This window comes from Kocuria sp. SM24M-10, assembly GCF_001027955.1.
Classification (GTDB): Bacteria; Actinomycetota; Actinomycetes; order Actinomycetales; family Micrococcaceae; genus Kocuria; species Kocuria oceani.
The window spans coordinates 1-17,078 of the sequence record NZ_LDNX01000102.1 but is presented as its reverse complement, the minus strand read 5'-3'; the positions used below and the strand labels follow the sequence as shown (position 1 = coordinate 17,078).

The 17,078-nt window shown below is 67.9% G+C and carries 15 protein-coding genes and 1 pseudogene; 7 read left to right on the top strand and 9 right to left on the bottom strand.

Features of this window, described 5'->3' with window-relative positions; all coding sequences use genetic code 11:
- Positions 1-104: 104 nt before the first annotated feature.
- From ABL57_RS11705 to ABL57_RS11695, 3 genes are all read right to left on the bottom strand, one after another.
- Complete coding sequence (locus ABL57_RS11705; protein WP_203225612.1) at positions 105-1,121, bottom strand: MBL fold metallo-hydrolase; 1,017 nt, start codon at positions 1,119-1,121, stop codon at positions 105-107.
- Between the two features lie 847 nt (positions 1,122-1,968).
- Complete coding sequence (locus tag ABL57_RS11700; protein WP_047803651.1) at positions 1,969-3,423, bottom strand: sugar porter family MFS transporter; 1,455 nt, start codon at positions 3,421-3,423, stop codon at positions 1,969-1,971.
- Between the two features lie 135 nt (positions 3,424-3,558).
- Positions 3,559-4,572, bottom strand: coding sequence for a Gfo/Idh/MocA family protein (locus tag ABL57_RS11695; protein ID WP_047803650.1), 1,014 nt, complete (start codon positions 4,570-4,572; stop codon positions 3,559-3,561).
- A gap of 372 nt (positions 4,573-4,944) precedes the next feature.
- Here ABL57_RS11695 and ABL57_RS11690 point away from each other — a divergent pair, with 372 nt between their 5' ends.
- The gene (locus ABL57_RS11690) at positions 4,945-5,910 is read left to right on the top strand and encodes a sugar phosphate isomerase/epimerase (protein ID WP_047803649.1); all 966 of its coding nucleotides are present in this window, start codon (positions 4,945-4,947) and stop codon (positions 5,908-5,910) included.
- A 178-nt stretch (positions 5,911-6,088) separates the two neighbouring features.
- On the opposite strand, the gene ABL57_RS11685 is transcribed toward ABL57_RS11690, so the two are convergent.
- The 3 genes from ABL57_RS11685 to ABL57_RS11675 are packed head-to-tail and all read right to left on the bottom strand — an operon-like array spanning position 6,089 to position 8,960.
- Positions 6,089-7,141, bottom strand: coding sequence for a LacI family DNA-binding transcriptional regulator (locus ABL57_RS11685; protein ID WP_047803648.1), 1,053 nt, complete (start codon positions 7,139-7,141; stop codon positions 6,089-6,091).
- On the bottom strand, positions 7,138-7,893 hold the full coding sequence (locus ABL57_RS11680) for a TIM barrel protein (RefSeq protein WP_047803676.1): 756 nt from the start codon (positions 7,891-7,893) through the stop codon (positions 7,138-7,140). The genes ABL57_RS11685 and ABL57_RS11680 overlap by 4 nt, the downstream gene beginning before the upstream one ends.
- Positions 7,894-7,922: 29 nt before the next feature.
- Entirely contained in the window at positions 7,923-8,960 is a 1,038-nt protein-coding gene (locus tag ABL57_RS11675) for a Gfo/Idh/MocA family oxidoreductase (RefSeq protein ID WP_047803647.1), read from the bottom strand.
- 187 nt (positions 8,961-9,147) lie between these two features.
- On the opposite strand from ABL57_RS11675, the gene ABL57_RS11670 reads away from it, so the two are divergent.
- The 4 genes from ABL57_RS11670 (at position 9,148) to ABL57_RS21300 (ending at position 12,732) form a co-directional block, all read left to right on the top strand.
- The gene (locus ABL57_RS11670; RefSeq protein ID WP_082157412.1) at positions 9,148-10,176 is read left to right on the top strand and encodes a substrate-binding domain-containing protein; all 1,029 of its coding nucleotides are present in this window, start codon (positions 9,148-9,150) and stop codon (positions 10,174-10,176) included.
- 29 nt (positions 10,177-10,205) lie between these two features.
- The gene (locus ABL57_RS11665; protein WP_238986042.1) at positions 10,206-11,315 is read left to right on the top strand and encodes an ABC transporter permease; all 1,110 of its coding nucleotides are present in this window, start codon (positions 10,206-10,208) and stop codon (positions 11,313-11,315) included.
- 9 nt (positions 11,316-11,324) lie between these two features.
- Positions 11,325-12,221: an ATP-binding cassette domain-containing protein gene (locus tag ABL57_RS11660; RefSeq protein ID WP_047803673.1), complete on the top strand. Its 897-nt coding sequence runs from the start codon at positions 11,325-11,327 to the stop codon at positions 12,219-12,221.
- A gap of 199 nt (positions 12,222-12,420) precedes the next feature.
- A complete protein-coding gene (locus ABL57_RS21300; protein WP_082157411.1) occupies positions 12,421-12,732 on the top strand; it encodes a GntR family transcriptional regulator in 312 nt (103 codons plus the stop codon).
- A gap of 252 nt (positions 12,733-12,984) precedes the next feature.
- On the opposite strand, the gene ABL57_RS21915 is transcribed toward ABL57_RS21300, so the two are convergent.
- The gene (locus tag ABL57_RS21915) at positions 12,985-13,572 is read right to left on the bottom strand and encodes a TetR/AcrR family transcriptional regulator (protein WP_053004930.1); all 588 of its coding nucleotides are present in this window, start codon (positions 13,570-13,572) and stop codon (positions 12,985-12,987) included.
- Between the two features lie 51 nt (positions 13,573-13,623).
- Here ABL57_RS21915 and ABL57_RS11650 point away from each other — a divergent pair, with 51 nt between their 5' ends.
- On the top strand, positions 13,624-14,322 hold the full coding sequence (locus tag ABL57_RS11650; RefSeq protein WP_047803646.1) for a DUF998 domain-containing protein: 699 nt from the start codon (positions 13,624-13,626) through the stop codon (positions 14,320-14,322).
- A gap of 447 nt (positions 14,323-14,769) precedes the next feature.
- Here the strand turns inward: ABL57_RS11650 and ABL57_RS11645 are convergent, their stop codons facing one another.
- Entirely contained in the window at positions 14,770-15,114 is a 345-nt protein-coding gene (locus ABL57_RS11645; protein WP_047803645.1) for a hypothetical protein, read from the bottom strand.
- A 287-nt stretch (positions 15,115-15,401) separates the two neighbouring features.
- Here ABL57_RS11645 and ABL57_RS11635 point away from each other — a divergent pair.
- Positions 15,402-16,798, top strand: a protein-coding gene (locus ABL57_RS11635) for an IS3 family transposase (protein WP_370428832.1) whose coding sequence is annotated in 2 segments (ribosomal slippage) — positions 15,402-15,738 and positions 15,738-16,798 — 1,398 coding nt in all. Because the reading frame shifts where the segments join, the coding sequence is not laid out codon by codon here.
- An 11-nt stretch (positions 16,799-16,809) separates the two neighbouring features.
- On the opposite strand, the pseudogene ABL57_RS22695 reads toward ABL57_RS11635, so the two are convergent.
- Positions 16,810-17,078, bottom strand: a pseudogene (locus ABL57_RS22695) (pyridine nucleotide-disulfide oxidoreductase); the annotation flags it as partial.

Genomic DNA, 17,078 nt, shown 5'->3' with positions numbered 1-17,078 from the left:
TGTCGAGCTGAGAGCGGGATGCCGGCGGAGACAACGAAGCACGTGGCCGGCCCCGTTGACGGGGCCGCCACGTGCTCGCTGCCTTTTGCTGGACTGGTGGGCTGTTACTTCTGCTTGCTACCCACCCCGAGTTGCATGAGGTCTGCGCCCACGATGAGCTTTCCGCTGTAGCCCTTCTGAGCCGCCCGCCACCGGCTCACCGGGGCGTTGCCGGGCACCAGGTGCGACAGCACGAGATTCTTCGCGCCGGCCGGTTCCGCCACGTCCCGACCGACCTGCTCGATGGTGGTGTGGGAGATCAGCAGGTGCTCCTTCACCGCCGGAGCGACCGCGGGGGGCAGCACCGCGGCCAGGTCCTCGGCGAACTGCGGGTCGATCACCTCGTGCACCAGGTAGTCGCAGCCGCGGGCCAGGTCGATCAGGTTCTGACTCACGCCGGTGTCCCCGGAGACCACCACGGACCCGTCAGGGGTGTCGAAGCGGTAACCGAAGGCCGGAGCGGTCGGTCGGTGGTCGACCAGGGTCGCGGTAATCCTCACGTCCCCGTCCTGCCACACCTGGATCGGCGCGGTCAGCCGCGGCGGGATGCCCTCGGGATCCGGAGCCCAGATCCCGGAGAGGTCGATGTCGTGGACGTTGAACATTTCGTCAGGGCTGGTGAAATTGCTGTCGCGGGCGCGGTCGTTGAAGTCCGTCGCGAAGGCTTGGCGCAGGTAACCGGTCATTCCGGCGATGCCCGGGGTGGGGTCGGCCGGGTTGTACACCGGCGGGGCCGGGCGGTTCGGCGGGAACACCCGCGCCAGCGAACCCCGGTCACCGGGGCCGAAGACCTGGATCGGTTCGGGGATGGTACGTCCCACGGTGTTCATCGACGCCGTGGCGTAGACGGCCGGCCACTCCACGACGTGATCACTGTGCAGATGAGTGAAGAAGATCCCGCGGATCTTCGCCATCGAGGTCGCACCGAACTCGTCGCCGCCGAAACCAGCGGAGAGAAGCCGCATGTGCGAACCGTGCCCGAGGTCCACGATGTAGACCTTGTCCTCGTAGACGACCGCCGTGGAGACCCCGTACCGATCGTCCGTGAGCACGGTGGGACCGCCGGCGGTGCCCAGAAGCACCAGCTTCGTGCGGTCACCCTTGCCCGGCCCCCGGCCCGCACCGGTGCTGGGCCCCGGCGCGCCCGCCGTCGCCGCGGAAGACCCGGCCACCGCCAGCCCTCCCGCTACGGCCGCTGCACTGAACCCCTGCAGCAGACGCCGCCTCGAGGTCTCCGGGACCTGGCTGAGCGCCTTCCCCACCACATCACACATCTGCACACCTCTCGTCCGTCCGTCTACACCGCTGATGTCAGGCGGCGAACCGGGAACTCTGAAAGGTGTCCGTCATCAGTCAGGACGAGCCGCCTGATCCGCCATGCCACCAGTGTGAGGTGGGACACGGTCCCCATGGGCAGGCGAATCCGTATACCGACTATCCAACGGCTGGATACCCGGGTGGCCGGCTCTCCGGCGTCGGTCAAGGGCAGAGCACTGCGGACCCGTGCGCCGGATGAAGCCTGGCGCCGTCCGCCCAGATTCACCCCTTAGCCCCACGTCCCCCATTCCGCAGGGTCTTGACGCAAGAGCGCACGTTCATCGACGATCCCCGATGTCCACATGGGCGCGTAGAGCAACTGGGTCCGCCGCTAACCGGGCCATATTCAAAGCGGCTCCCGAATGCACAGCAGCTGCTGCCCCATGGGGCAGCAGCTGCTGTGCATTCGGGAGACCCTAGCCCGTCATGATCACGTTGCGCACGGTGACCAGATCCGGGAGCTCGTCGACCACTTCACTGCATCAGGATCGTGGCGGCGGTGGGGCGAGCAGCGCTCATCGCAGACGTTGTCTAGGCCCTCGACCGGCGGGGGTTCGATGTCAGGAACGATTCGCCGACCCAAGCCGGGCCGGAGAGCGTCCGGGCACTGACTTACTGGGGCGCCTTGGCCTTGACCGTGTAGATGGCTCCGGTGGACACGTCCTCCTCCAGTGTTTCGAGGGAGACGCCACGCGTCTCGGGAACTTGGGTGACAACGAACGCGAGGGCGAGCACACCGATGCCGGCGAACAGGAAGAACACTCCGGTGATCCCCATGGCCTCGATCAGCGACGGGAAGTACAGCGAGAGAACTCCGTTGGTCGTCCAGCCGAAGAACACGGACACCCCGATCCCGAGCCCGCGCATGTGCAGGGGGAAGATTTCCGCCAACCACACCCACACGGCGACGTTGAGGAAGGTCTGCATCGAGGCGACGAAGGCCACCACCAGGGCGAGGATCACGAAAGGACGGAGGGGGTCCCCGACCGGCAGGAGCATGGAGGCGAGGCCGATGAGAGCGTGGCAGATAGTGGTGAGCGTGAGTCCGATCGTGAAGGTCGTGCGCCGGTTGACCCGGTCCATCATGTAGAGCGCGATGAATCCGCCGATCACGGCGACGATCCCGGGGGCGATGTTGGCGATGAGCGCAGCACTGGCCTCGAAGCCCGACTCGATGAGTACCACCTGGCCGTAGTACATGATGGAGTTGATCCCGGTGAGCTGCTGGCACATGGCCACGCCGATGCCGACGAGCAGGATGCGCAGCAGCCACTTGTTGGCCAGAACGGCTCGCATCCCGACGTGTCCTGCGGCCTGCTCCTCTTCGGCGACGTGCTCGACCTCGCCGAGCTCGGCGATCGCGCGGTCTTCGGGCCGCACCGTCTTGAGCACCTCGAGGGCTTGGGCGTGCCGACCCTTCTCGACGAGCCAGCGCGGGGACTCGGGCATCCGGAGCATGCCGATGAACAGGGCCACGGCCGGCAGTGCGCAGATCGCGAACATGACCCGCCACACGCCTTCGAACTCGCTGAAGACGTTGCCAATGATCGCGTTGATCACGAACGCGGAGAGTTGACCGATCACGATGGCCACCTCGTTGCGCCCGGTGATCGATCCGCGGATCTCGTAGGGGGCCAGCTCCGCGAGATAGACCGGCACGACCGTGGACGCCCCGCCGACGGCGAGCCCCAGCAGCACTCGGCCCACAACGAGGACCTCGGTGTTCGGAGTGAGCACGACGACCAGCGTGCCGAGGAAGAAGAGAACGGCCAGCAGGATGATCGTCCTGCGGCGTCCCCACCCGTCCGAGAGCCGCCCGCCGAGAAGAGCACCAACAGCGGCGGCGAAGACCAGTGAACTGGTGACGATACCTTCGGTGAACGCGGTCAGGCCGAGCTCCTCCGACATCGGGCGGAGAGCACCGTTGATGACCCCGGTGTCGTAGCCGAACAGGAGACCGCCGAAACAGGCGACGATCGAGATGAGACCCAGCCGCGCACGGTACGGGCCGGGGACCAGCGGGGGCAGCGTGGCCTCGCCCGCGCCTACTGATGGTGCAGATGCCATGTGTCATGTCCTTCGTCTTGGGCGCGTCGCCGCGCCTGGCTTGGCGGGCCTGGAGAGCGCCGGCTCGTGCGCGCCCTCCAGCGGGGCGTTCGACTTCCGCCGTGGCTTCGTGATTCGGAGTGTCCCCTGTGGAACTCAGGCGTAGATTTCCGGCTTGCGCTGAAGCTGTACGGGGACGATCTCCCCGCTGGTCTGCGCCTGCACGCCGGCCTCGCAGCAGGCTGCGGTGGCGTAGCCGTCCCAGGCGGAGGGTCCGCCGATCTCCCCGCGGGCGGCGGCGTTGATCCAGTCCTGCAGCTCGAGGTCGTAGGCCTCGACGAAGCGCTCCTCGAAGCTGGGGGCCACGGACCCGCCCCAGGTCCCGGCGGTGCGGACGTAGGGCTCGACGTCCCCGCCGATCCCGACGATCCCGGTCTCGAAAGAGGCCTGGGTGGCGACCTGGTAGCCGAACTGGGCGTTGAGGTACACCTCGACCTGGGCGAGGATCCCGGATTCGGTCTCCATGAGGACCAGCTGGGGGTCGCGCTGCCCGTCCGGGGCGTTGCGGGTGGAGCGCCCGATCCGGACCTGGACGTTGCGAATTTCCTCCCCGGTGAAAAAGCGCACCGCGTCGAACTCGTGGACCACCGAGTCGTTGATGAGCATCTCAGTGGTGAACCCGGGCGGGGCAGTGGCGTTGCGGTGCTGGTGGTGCAGGGTCAGCAACTCGCCGTAGGTCTTGTCCTGGATCAACCGGCGCAGGGACCGGTACCCGGCGTCGAAGCGGCGCATGAACCCAACCTGGATGAGCTGGCGGCCCGCGGCCACCTCGGCCTGGACCACCCGCCAGGAGGACGCCGCGTCCGGGGTGAGCGGCTTCTCGCACAGGGTGGGTAGCCCGTGCTCAAGGGCAGCCAGGAGCACGTCCTCGTGCAGGAAACCGGGGGTGGCGACCAGGAGGGCGTCCACCTCGCCGCGGTCGAGGATCTCCTGGACGTCGGTGTGCGCCACCGCACCGGGGATGTGAGCGACGGCTGCCTCGGCGCGGGGCTTGTCGATGTCGACGACGGCGGCGACCTCCGCACCGTGGATGCGGTGGTGGATCCGGTCGATGTGATCGGCACCCATGCGGCCGGCGCCGATGACGGCGACGCGAAGCGGTGTGTTCATCGTGGTTCTCCTCTCGCCCAGTGAGGGCGTGTGGACCGGCTGATCCGGATCTACGTGGACAAGGGCCGGAGCCGACCCCGGTGCGTGCGCACCAACATGGAAGACGAGCTCCATCGGGTGAAGGACCGGACCAGCGGGGTGGGTGACCGGATTCTGCCGCGCTGGAGGACCTCCTGCACGGGGCGAGGTGGCCTGCTGGACTCGTCCGGGAGGCGGGCATCAGGTCACTGATCCACTCCTCGAAAAACCACTCCAGGAGCCGGATGAAACCCGCTTGGCGAAAACCCTAGTACGTACTAGTGTGATCGGCAACACGATTCGTCCTGGTGTTGCCGTGTCGGCGCGCCCACTCAGAACGTTAAGGAATGCTCCATGAAGCTCGGACTCATCACCGACTCCGTCAGCCATCTGTCGTTCGAGCAGGCCCTGGACCTGGCCCGGGACCTCGGGTTGAGCTCGGTCGAAGTGGCCACGGGCAACTGGTCCGAAAGTCCTCACGCTGATCTGCCCGCCCTGGTCTCCTCCGCCGGAAGCTGCGCCGAGTTCACCGGAATGATCGCCGATCGCGGCTTGACCCTGAGCGCGCTGACCGCCAACGGCAACCAGTTGCACCCGGTCACCGGACCCGACCAGGACCGGGTGGTGCGCCAGACCATCCAGGTGGCCGGAGCGCTGGGCGTTCCCACCGTGGTGCTGATGTCCGGGCTTCCCGGGGCCCGGGGTGATGCGAGCCCGAACTGGGTGACCAACTCGTGGCCGCCGGAGAACCTGGAAATCCTCGACTACCAGTGGAACGAGGTCGCGCTTCCCTACTGGCGCGACTTGGCCGCCTTCGCCCGGCACCACGGGGTGCGCCTGGCGGTGGAGGCCTGCGGTGGCCAGCTGGTCCACAACGTCTCCACCTTGCTGCGGCTCATCGACGCCGTCGGGGACGACGTTGTCGGCGCAAACCTGGACCCCTCGCATCTGATGTGGATGGGCGCCGACATCCCGGCCGTGATCCGTGCCCTGGGATCGTCGATCTTCCACGTCCATGCCAAGGACATTCGCATCAACCAGCCCGTCGCCTCCCGCGACGGGCTGCTGGAGACCGCTCCGATGGAGCAGGCGGCGCAGAGGGCCTGGAACTACGTCACCCTGGGTCTGGGGCACCCGGACGGGACGGCCTTCTGGGCCGACTTCGTCTACCACCTGCGCTCCGTGGGCTATGACGGGACGCTGAACATCGAGCACGAAGACACGCTGGTCAACTCCATCGAGGGCGTCACCCGAGCGGCTCGCACGCTTCAGCAAGTCGTCCTGGTTGAGGCTCCCGATTGGCAGCCGGCGAGCATCTGAACGGAAGGCATGACGGTTCACCGGCTCCGGTCACTGTCACGACTGGTCGTGACGCAGTCGTTCGGATGCTCTGGGTCGGGTCACGGTGACTGTGATCCCAAGACACAGGCCTCGCCACCCCTCCCCCTCCACTAGCGCGTCCGTTTCTCGGGCTTGTGGCGCCGCGAAGCGGGGACGGTCAGGCGTTGATGGTCGGCGGCAGCGTGCTGGCACGGTGGATGAGACTGGTCGGCAGCACCACGTGCTGGGCCGCCACCGTCGTGCCGTTCGCGGTCGCCTCCAGCCGGCGCAGGACCAATTCCACCGCAGTGCGGGCGAGCAAGCACGGATCTTGGTCAAGAGTGGTCAGATTGATGTACGGCAACGCTGCCTGCTCGGAGTCATCGAATCCGATCACCGACAGATCTCGGGGCACCACGATGCCCGAGGCCCGAGCCTGACTGATCACCCCGACGGCGCAGCGGTCATTGAAAGCGATGACCGCGGTCGGGGCGGGTCGCTGGGCCAGGATGTGTACCAGAGCGGCGGCACCTTCGGCCTCGGATGCGCCACCGGGCACGACGGTCACTTCTGCCGCCAGGCCCGCGGATTTCATCGCGTCCCGATATCCGGCGCGGCGCTGGGCCCCGCCGGCCACGCGGTCGGCGTCGATGTAGGCGATCCGCCGGTGCCCCAGGCCAGCAAGATGTTCCACAGCCAGGACCGCTCCGTGGTGGTCATCGTTGGTCACGCTGTCCACGGTGTCGGAGTCCACGGCTCGGGTGACCGAGACGATCGGCAAGGTCACGCTGAGGTCCTCGAGACGGGCCTGGGGCAGGGCGCTGCCGAGCAGGACCAGCCCCTCGCAGCGGTCGCGCAGCAGGGCTTCCACCGCGGCGTCCTCCGCCCGGTGCGGGGTGACGGCGGAGAGCACCACGTCATAGCCCTGCTCCTGGGCGGCGGTGTGCAGCCCGTCGAGGATCTCCCCGTGGAAGGGCTGGACCGGTTCGAAGGCGATGCCGAGCAGACGGGAACGGCCCTGGCGCAGCAGACGGGCGCGTTCGTCGCGGCGGTAGCCCATCTCCGCAGCCACCCGCAGGACGTGCTCGCGGGTCTCCTCACTCGCACCCGGAGCCCCGCGGAAGACGATCGAGACCAGCGGCTGGGACACACCGGCCATCCGGGCGACGTCGCGCATGGTGACGCGGCGCTGGGACGGGCGGCCGGGGGGCTCCGGGCGATCAGTGGTCATGCAGGGGTGAGGGTGAACGCGTCGCGGAAGCGTTCCAGCGCCACCTCGGGGTCAGTGGCGGCAAAGGCCTCCATCGCGATCACTCCTTCGTATCCAGACCCGGCCAGGGCGGCGGCCACCTTCGGGTAGTGGATCTCCCCGGTGCCCGGCTCACATCGGCCAGGCACATCGGCGACCTGCACCTCCCCAATATACGGAAGGGCGCGGGCGCACAACTCCACCAGGTTCCCCTCGCCGATCTGGGCGTGGTAGAGGTCCAGGTTCAGCCGCAGGTGCGGGTTGTCGATCGCCGCGACCAGGGCCAGGGTGTCCTCGGCCCGGGCGAAGGGCACCCCGGGGTGGTCCAGGGCGGTGTTGAGGTTCTCCAGGGTGAAGACCCGCCCGTGGCGTTCCCCCAGGGCGGCCAGCCGCTCCAGGGTGCGGGCGGCGGCCAGCCAGTCGGCCCCGGTCACGACCTGGCGCGGGACCACGGGCAGCCCTTGGGAGTTAAGGCCGGTGCCGTGGACGTTGAGCCGGGGGCAGTCGAGGACCTCGGCGGCGGCCAGGGAGTCCTCGGCGGTGCGCAGCAGCTCCGCGGCCCCGTCCGGGTCGACGAGGCTGCCGGACACGTAACCGGTCATCGACCCGAACCGGGCCCCGGTGGCGGCAAGAGCGGGCAGATCCTTGATGCTCCAGTCCCAGATCTCCACCTCGAACCCGGCCTCGTGCAGCCGCCGGACGCGCTGTTCGAACGGCAGGTCGCCGAAGAGCATCTCGGCGTTGGCCGCCAGGGTGAACCCGCTCACCGGGCCGCCCCCACGGCATCCAGCGCGTCCAGGGCGACGGGGGCGCCGGTGCGGCAGGATTCGATGCAGCCCAGGGCGATCCGCAGCGCGTCCCGGGCCGCGCCCACTCCCGGGCCCGGTGTGGGGTGCCCGAGGGCGGTGTCGGTGAAGGCCTGCAGCTCACCGGCGTAAGCGGTGCGCATCGACTGGGTGTCGGCGCGCACCGTGTCGGCACTGATGCCCTCGGGCCCGTAGTAGCGCATGCTCGAGGCCGCCAGGTCCCCGGCGGTGACCATCCCGGCCGAGCCGAAGGCCTCCGCGCGGGTGTCGTAGCCGTAGGCGGCGGCAAAGCTGGCCTCGGCGGTGGCGATCGCGCCGTTGTCGTAGCGGATGGTGACCACGGCGGTGTCCAGCAGCCCGGCGCCCTTGTAGTCGGGGGCCACCAGGGCATCGGCCACCGCGTGGACCTGTACCGCCCGGGCGCCGGGGTTGAGGAAGTTCAGGGTGTCGAAGTCGTGGATCAGCGTCTCCAGGAAGATCGTCCACGGGGCCACCGCCGCCGGGTTCGCCAGCCCCGGGTCCCGGGTGGTCGAGCGCAGCAGCTGCGGGGTGCCGATCCGCCCGGCATCGATGGCCGCGCGGGCCTGCGGGAAGCCGTCGGCGAAGCGGCGGTTGAACCCGATCCGGAACAGCACTCCGTTCGCCTGCACGGCCCGGTGGACCCGGTCGATCTCCTCCAGGGTCATCCCGGCCGGCTTCTCGCAGAAGATGGGCTTGCCGGAGGCGGCGACCTGCTCCACCAGCCCGGTGTGGAAGCGGGCCGGGGCGGTGATCACCACAGCCTCCACCTTTGGGTCGGCCAGGAACTCGGCGATGTCGGTGTACGCACGGGGTACGTGCAGCGCCTCGGCCAGGCGCGCCGCAGCACCCTCGACCGGATCGGCGATCGCGACCAACCTGGCGTTGGGCACGGTGCGGGTGATCAGCTCGGCGTGGCTGGAACCGATCCGGCCGGCGCCGATCAGACCGATGTTCAAGGTACGGGGCTCGGACACGGGATTCTCCTTCTAGGCAAGGCCAGATGACGGAAAAAGATCGCCGCGACCTGGCAACTGAGGTTGTTCTGACAAAGTGCTTGGCTTCAACACTAGTACGTATTACTGTGAGCCACAACACAACGGCTCGGGGTGGTCGGAGTAGGCGCATCGAGGCGCGAAGCCCCTGCCGTGAGAGGAGATCACCATGACCACGCGAGGCACTTCCCCCAAGGACACCGGGCGCAGAGCGTCCCGACGCTACGTGGCCACCGCGGCACTGTTGCTTCCGGCCATCACGCTGGCCGGCTGCTCCTCGACCGGCGGGCGGACCGAGGCTCAAGGCGGTGGCGACGGTGGCGGCCAGGTGGCTCAGACCGAGTCGATGAAGGTCGCCATGATCACCCATGCCGTACCCGGGGACACCTTCTGGGACCGGATCCGTGCGGGCGCGGAGGAGGCCTCGGCGAAAGACAACGTGGAGTTCCTCTACGCCTCCGACCCCGAGGGCGGGCGTCAGGCGCAGCTGGTGCAGCAGTACATCGATCAGGGCGTGGACGGGATCGCGGTGACCCTGGCCAAGCCGGACGCGTTGCGCGATGTGCTGCAGAACGCCGAGGAGGCCGGCATCCCGGTGGTGTCCTTCAACGCCGGTGAGCAGAAGTTCGAGGAGCTCGGGGCGTTCGCCCACTTCGGTTCCGACGAGCAGTTGGCCGGGGAGACCGCTGGGGCGCGGCTGAAGGAAGAAGGCATCGAACACCCGATCTGTGTGATTCAGGAGCAGGGCCACGTCGGGTTGGAGGCTCGCTGCGCCGGGGTGAAGGAGGCCTTGCCGCAGACGGAGATTCTTTACGTGCAGGGCACCGACATGACCCAGGTCGCCTCTACGGCCACCGCCAAGCTGCAGTCCTCCGCCGAAGCCGACGCCATTGTCGGACTGGCCGCTCCCACCACGATGACCCTGCTCGGCGCCAAAGCCGACGCCGGCAGCGACGTCGCGGTGGCCTCGTTCGACATGAACGGCGACCTGGCCCAGGCCGTCGTGGACGGTGACGTGATGTTCACCATCGACCAGCAGCCGTGGTTGCAGGGCTACCTGTCCGTGGACTCGCTGTGGCAGAACCAGCGGGGTGCTTTCAAGATCGGCGGCGGCCAGCCCGTGCTGACCGGCCCGGCCGTCGTGGACTCGTCCAACGCCGAGGAAGTCCTCCAGTACGCCAACGAGGGCATCCGCTGAGCGGGGCCCCGGAACAGGAGACGATCACCATGTCCTCTACTCGCACGCCGGCCGCCCCGGCGCCGGATCGCAGTTCTTCCGGCGGTGCCGGCGGGGCATCCCAGCCCTCCGCTGCCGCGGCGGGGATCGATGAGCGGATCCAGACCAAGGGCCTGCTGGGCACGTTCCTGGCCCGCCCGGAGATCGGGGCGCTGGTCGGAGCGATCGTGGTCGCGCTGTTCTTCGCGATCGCCGCTCCCTCGATCACCCAGGCCCAGTCCATCTCCACCGTGCTCTACGGGGCCTCCACGATCGGGATCATGGCTGTGGGGGTGTCCCTGCTGATGATCGGTGGGGAGTTCGACCTCTCCACCGGAGTGGCCGTCATCACCTCAGCCCTGGCCGGATCGATGTTCAGCTGGTTCTTCGCCGTCAACGTCTGGGTCGGGGTGTTCATGGCCCTGGGGGTCTCCCTGCTCATCGGGTTGATCAACGGCGTGCTGCTGGTGCGCACCAAGCTGCCGTCCTTCATCGTCACCCTGGCGACCTTTCTGATGCTCACCGGGTTGAACCTCGCCCTGACCCGTCTGATCAGCGGCTCGGTCTCCTCCCCGTCGATCAGCACCATGGACGGGTTCGACTCGGCCAAGGCCATCTTCGCCTCGTCCGTGAACATCCTCGGCGTCGACATCAAGATCACCGTGTTCTACTGGATCGCCCTGGTGCTCATCGCCACGTTCATCCTGCTCAAGACCAAGGTCGGCAACTGGATCTTCGCCGTGGGCGGGGACGAGAACGCCTCCCGCGCCGTGGGCGTGCCGGTGGCGAAGACCAAGATTGGGCTGTTCATGGGCGTGGGCCTGTGCGGGTGGCTGCTGGGCATGCACAACCTCTTCGCCTTCGACGCCGTGCAGTCCGGGGAGGGTGTGGGCAACGAGTTCCTCTACATCATCGCCGCGGTGATCGGCGGGTGCCTGCTCACCGGCGGCTTCGGCTCCGCGATCGGCGGGGCCCTGGGGGCGCTGATCTTCGGGATCGCCTCCAGGGGCATCGTCTACGCCGAGTGGAACCCGGACTGGTTCAAGTTCTTCCTGGGCCTGATGCTGCTGCTGGCCACCATCGTGAACATGTACGTGCGCAAGCGCATCGAGAGGAAATAGGTGCACCCCATGACCACGCAACCGCACACCACCCCCGGCGCCCACGCCGCCACCAGCGCTGGCCCGACTCCGCTGGTGGAGCTGACGGACGTCGGCAAGCGCTACGGCAACATCATCGCCCTGCGTGAGGTCACCATGACCGTCGAGGCCGGCAAGGTCACCTGCGTTCTCGGCGACAACGGCGCCGGGAAGTCCACTTTGATCAAGATCATCGCCGGACTGCACCAGCACACCGACGGCACCCTGCGCGTCACCGGGGAAGAGACCACCTTCACCTCCCCCCGCCAGGCCCTCGACGCCGGGATCGCCACCGTCTACCAGGACCTGGCCGTGGTCCCGCTGATGCCGGTGTGGCGCAACTTCTTCCTCGGCTCCGAGCTCACCACCGGGTTCGGCCCGTTCAAGCGCCTGGACGTGGCGAAGATGAAGGCGATCACCAAGCAGGAGCTCGCCGACATGGGCATCGACCTGCGCGACGTCGACCAGCCCATCGGCACCCTCTCCGGCGGTGAGCGCCAGTGTGTGGCCATCGCCCGCGCCGTGCACTTCGGGGCGAAAGTGCTCATCCTGGACGAGCCCACCGCGGCCCTGGGCGTGAAGCAGTCCGGTGTGGTGCTGCGCTACATCCTGCAGGCCAAAGAGCGGGGGCTGGGCGTGGTGTTCATCACCCACAACCCGCACCACGCCTACCCCGTGGGGGACCGGTTCCTGCTGCTCAAACGCGGCACATCGATCGGCTACTACGAGAAGAAAGACATCCTGCTCGGGGACCTCACCGCCCAGATGGCCGGCGGCGCGGAACTGGAGGAGCTCACCCACGAACTCGCCCAGCTCGGCGGCCACACCCAGCAGATGCAGCAGGTGCAGGCCGACATGGCCGAATCCCAAGCGCGCCCCCGCGCCTGAACGACCCCCTCCCGCGGCACCACACCCAGCGCAGGCCGCAAGAACCACCCCTGGCCGCTGAGACTCATTCGGCTCCGGGCCCGGTACATCACCGGGGCCGGAGCCGAACCTCTCTCATGGCCCTCAGCAACGGCGTCGACTTCGACTTTCGCTGTCATCGCGCTCCGCTGACCGCATTCCACATCCTTGGAGACCCACCATGTCCGCACCGTTGTCCTTGGCAATCGACAAGAGCTCGCCCATTCCCCTTTACCACCAGCTAGCCCAGGCCTTGGAAGAGGCCATCCGCAGCGGGGCCCTTCCCCTGGGCACCAAACTGGAGAACGAGATCGAGCTCGCGGCACGGTTGCGCATAGGACGCCCCACTGTCCGCAAGGCTTTCAGCCAGTTGGTCAGGGGCGGGCTAGTGGTTCGCAGACAAGGAGTCGGGACCTACGTCGCACTCACCAGTCCCCCGAGACATTCCCCGGGATCCAGTGCTCCCGCACTGCGCAACCGGAAACCGGCCTAGATACAGGAAAACCTCACTGCGTGAGTGCGGCAGATAACATGCTCAATTCGCCGAGTCGCTGACCCCTAACCGGCCATATGTAAAGCGCAGCGGATAGAACGGCTATCGGCTTTCGACCAGCCAGTCTTCCTGCGCAGCACCATGGTTCGCGGACCCGCACGGGCAGTCGAGAGACGGCATTGACGGGGGTCGCCCTCACAGCGGGACATGGGCGCCCAATTTCGAAGGCCCACTCAACACCGTGATGATCCTTCAGGCGGTCTCCTCGGACGAGCAGGGACGCCGGCGGGCGAGTTGTCGGACGTGGCCGGTGATGATGGTTGCGGCCCGAGCGGCCGTCATTCGTTCCGGTTCCGTTGCCCGGGCGATGGCCAACCCGTCCAGCAGTGCCAGCAACAGCGCTGCGTCGTCGCGAGTGGTGGCCGGATTCAACTGGGCCAGTAAGTGCGCCAACCCGTTTTCGAGGGTCTGCCAGGCCGACCGGTGGGCGGCGGCGATGACCGGATCGGTGCAAGCCAAGGACGTGAACGCCAGCCACACCACCGCCGCGGGACGCCCGGCGTCCTCCACCCCGGCGAGCAGCCGGGCGACCGCCAGCAGGTTCTTCTCCGGGGATCTGTCCGCGTCGATCGCCTCGAGCAGCCCGGCGGTGAACCCGGCGGAGACGTGATCCATGGCCGCGTGCACCATCTGACTGCGGGTGGGATAGGTGTGCTGCACCGCCCCAACCGACACCCCGGCCGCTTGGGCCACCGCCCGGACCCGCAGCCGGTCCACCCCCTGGTCGACCAGGACACGCACCACGGCATCGAGTATGCGTTCCCGGGTGCCCTCCGCCACGGCATGGTCTCCTTTCCTCGTTCCAATACATTTGTATTGTAGGGTCTTGGCATGAGCAAACAGCAGGTGGCCGGGTGGTGCTGGGTCCTGGCCGCTATCCTGCTTCCGGCGCAGATTCTGGTCGCGGCCCGGTGGCCGCAGCCATACTCCTGGCGTTCCCACCTGATCAGCGATCTCGGGGCCACGATGTGCGGGATCGCCGATGCCGGGGAACGGGTGGAGCGCTACGTGTGCTCCCCCTGGCACGTCCTGGCCAACGCGGCCACGGTCGTCAACGGGCTCACCCTGTCCCTGGGCGCGGTACTGCTGTGGTCGGTCTGGCCTCGCCGGCGCATCGGCCAGGCCGGCTCCGTGCTGCTGGCCGTGGGTGGGCTGTGCGTGGTGGGCGTGGGCCTAACCCCGTGGGACCTCCAGCCCGACCTGCACAACCTCTTCGCGCTGATCCAGGCGCCCCTGCAGTGGGTGGGCATGGTCCTACTCGTCCGGGCCACGTGGAGCACGACACTGCCCCGCGTAGCACCTGTGGTCACCGCTGTGGGCGTCGTCGTGTCGATGGCCGGCTTTGCTCTCTTCCTCGACGCCGTCGCTGGCGGATCCTCTCTGGCACTGGGTCTGGGCCTCACCGAACGTTTGGCCTTCGACACCTTGACGCTGTGGAGCGCAACGGTCGGGGCCGTCCTACTCGTCTCCGGACACCGTTCGCGCACGAATGCCCCGGAACCGCACACCGCCCTCCTTCCCGTCGACTGAAACCGGCACACCCCGGCCAAGGACTGGAGCGCAGGGAAACCCCAACTGCACGTGCCGAAGCCCACGGACCCGCGACGATCAGGAGCGTGGGCGGGCCCTGTTGCCGCGGGACCGCCCAGGTGTGAGCATCCCGGACTCGTTCAGCAGAAGTGCCCCTCCTGCTGCGGGGAGAAAGAGCAGGGCGGGTAGCCATTCAGTGATGGCGAACAGGCCTAATGCGAGAAGGAGAACAACGATCGCTGCGACTCGGACTTTGGTGTGCATGACATCACTTCCGTTGAGTTCGCGAAGCCTAGCAGTAGGCTCGTCCCACGGTATGGCCGACCTGTCGGTAAGGAGCACTCACGGGTCTCGTCCGAGAGGGCGGGAGAAGGGCAGGAAGTAGACCCCGGAGTCTCGCCATACCTCCCCTTCGGGCCCGCGGAGGGATTTCTTGCCCTCCATGGGTCAAGCAGTGGATGGGTCCTCGTCGATGAACGTGAACATGACGGTCATCACCGACCCCAAAGGGTCCTCGGGGTCTGTGGGCAGCAGCGCCGCCCGCAACCGGGCCGGCAGGTCGGTGATCGGTTCCTCCCACGGGATGAACCCTTCCCGACTGCCGTGGACGTAGGTGCCGACACGGATCTTGCCCTGTCCATGAAGCCCCACGATGTAGTCGATGGCGTGCTCTTCGGTGGCGGGCAGGCCGTAGGCGGTGGCATCGTCAATCACATTGGCGACCATCACCCAGTCGATCTCATTGCGCTCCCGCAGCACACGCTCCAGCCCTGCATAGTCCCGGCTGCCCATCGCGCTTCCCTACCTCCAGTGTTTCCGTGGTCCCTGTTCCTGCGGTCGCGGGACCAGGCCTGTCGCCCCACCGCAACGACACGACGCCAGCGTCACCGGTACGATCACCGGGCCCCCCAAGGGCCGTCGCAGGCTTACGGGGTCCGGACCTCGCAGGTCTGACCGGTCGGTGTCCCGTCCAGTGTGAACTGGAGTCGGAGGACCCTGTGCGTCAGGATGGGGTGAGACACCAGCACTGCTGACCTTCGCACTGCACGGGGCGAGAACGGACCAATACTGAGATGACGATGACGGTTGCTGACGTCGGCACCGATGATGGGGCTATGGCTCCTCGTGCTGACCGGCCCAAGAGGCGGACGTTCACCGCCGAGTTCAAAGCGGCGATCCTGGCCGAGTACGACGCCGCGGACCGCTCTGGGCGTGGGGAGATCCTGCGCCGGGAGGGCCTGTACACCTCCCACATCATCGAGTGGCGCAAGGCCGCGGCCGCCGGCTCGCTGTCCGGGCTGGGCAGCAAGCCGCGGGACCGGCGCGAGCGGGAGCTGCAGGCGCTACGGGCCCGGGCGGAGAAGGCCGAGGCCGAGCTGGCCAAGACCAGGGCGGCGCTGGACCTGATGGGAAAAGCACACGCGCTCTTGGAGACGCTCTCCGAGAGCGCGGACAAGCCGCCGCGGTCGCCGCGGTGATCAACCCGGCCGTCGACGGGCTGGCCGAGCACGTCGGCACCGCGGCTGCGTGCGCGCTGCTGGGTCGCTCCCGCGCCAGTCACTACCGGGCCAAGAACCCGCCACCGCCACGTCCACGGACACCGCGGCCGGCACCGGCGAACAAGCTGTCCGCCGCCGAGCGGGCCCACGTGCTGGCCGTGTTGACCAGCCAGCGGTTCGCGGACAAGTCGGTCGCCCAGGTCTGGGCCACGCTGCTGGACGAGGGCACCTACCTGTGCTCGATGTCCACGATGCACCGGATCCTGCGCGAGCACGACATGGCCGGGGAACGGCGCCGGCAGGCGAGCCACCCGCCCCGGACCCGGCCCGAGCTCGTCGCGACGGCGCCGGGGCAGGTGTGGAGTTGGGACATCACAAAGCTCAAGGGGCCGGAGCGGGGCGTGTACTACGACCTGTACGTCGTGCTCGACATCTTCTCCAGGTTCGTCGTGGGCTGGACCATCGCGGCCCGCGAGGACGCCGAGATCGCCAAGAACCTGCTCGAGCACGCCATGGGCATCCATGGCGTGCCGGAGGCGATCCACGCCGACCGCGGGACCTCGATGACCTCCAAACCGGTCGCTCAGCTGCTCGTCGACCTCGGGGTGGCCAGGTCGCACTCCCGCCCGCACGTGTCGAACGACAACCCTTACAGCGAGGCGGCGTTCAAGACGCTGAAGTACGCCCCGGTCTTCCCCGAGCGCTTCGGGTCCCTGGCCGACGCCGGCGCGTTCGCCGAGCAGTTCTTCGCCTACTACAACCACGAGCACCGCCACTGCGGGATCGGGCTGCACACCCCCGCCAGCGTCCACTTCGGCACCGCCGGGCAGGTCCGCGCCCAGCGCCAGGCCACCCTGGACGCGGCCTACGCCGCCCGTCCCGAGCGCTTCGGCCACCGCCGACCCCAGGCGCCCAAGCTGCCCGAGGCCGCCTGGATCAACCAGCCCTCACAGGAGGCCCTCATACAGACCGCCTGACGGAATCTGTCTCACCCGCCTTGACACTTTCCGTCTACGCGGGTGGTGCCTTCCAACCGCACTGGGGCTTGCATGAAGTGCAGGTGGATGCGGCGGGAGGCCGTGAACGTTGAGGGGTCGCGCTTGGACCATTCCACTAAGGTTTCGGCCACGAGACGTCGCTGCTTGGAACTTTTCATGAGCTCTTCGGATGATCGGTCGAAGACCATGTCGTGAGGGTCGACAATGATGTCTACGTCTCGGACTTCGTGCAGTTCACGCAGTTCAGTGGGTGAGAACT

Bases quoted from the DNA above. Each gene is read 5' to 3' on its own strand.
- ABL57_RS11645 (WP_047803645.1), bottom strand. From the start codon at position 15,114: ATGGGCAGCCGGGACTATGCAGGGCTGGAGCGTGTGCTGCGGGAGCGC.
- ABL57_RS11700 (WP_047803651.1), bottom strand. From the start codon at position 3,423: ATGGCATCTGCACCATCAGTAGGCGCGGGCGAGGCCACGCTGCCCCCG.
- ABL57_RS11690 (WP_047803649.1), top strand. From the start codon at position 4,945: ATGAAGCTCGGACTCATCACCGACTCCGTCAGCCATCTGTCGTTCGAG.
- ABL57_RS21300 (WP_082157411.1), top strand. From the start codon at position 12,421: ATGTCCGCACCGTTGTCCTTGGCAATCGACAAGAGCTCGCCCATTCCC.
- ABL57_RS11695 (WP_047803650.1), bottom strand. From the start codon at position 4,572: ATGAACACACCGCTTCGCGTCGCCGTCATCGGCGCCGGCCGCATGGGT.
- ABL57_RS11685 (WP_047803648.1), bottom strand. From the start codon at position 7,141: ATGACCACTGATCGCCCGGAGCCCCCCGGCCGCCCGTCCCAGCGCCGC.
- ABL57_RS11680 (WP_047803676.1), bottom strand. From the start codon at position 7,893: ATGCTCTTCGGCGACCTGCCGTTCGAACAGCGCGTCCGGCGGCTGCAC.
- ABL57_RS11665 (WP_238986042.1), top strand. From the start codon at position 10,206: ATGTCCTCTACTCGCACGCCGGCCGCCCCGGCGCCGGATCGCAGTTCT.
- ABL57_RS11670 (WP_082157412.1), top strand. From the start codon at position 9,148: ATGACCACGCGAGGCACTTCCCCCAAGGACACCGGGCGCAGAGCGTCC.
- ABL57_RS11660 (WP_047803673.1), top strand. From the start codon at position 11,325: ATGACCACGCAACCGCACACCACCCCCGGCGCCCACGCCGCCACCAGC.
- ABL57_RS11650 (WP_047803646.1), top strand. From the start codon at position 13,624: ATGAGCAAACAGCAGGTGGCCGGGTGGTGCTGGGTCCTGGCCGCTATC.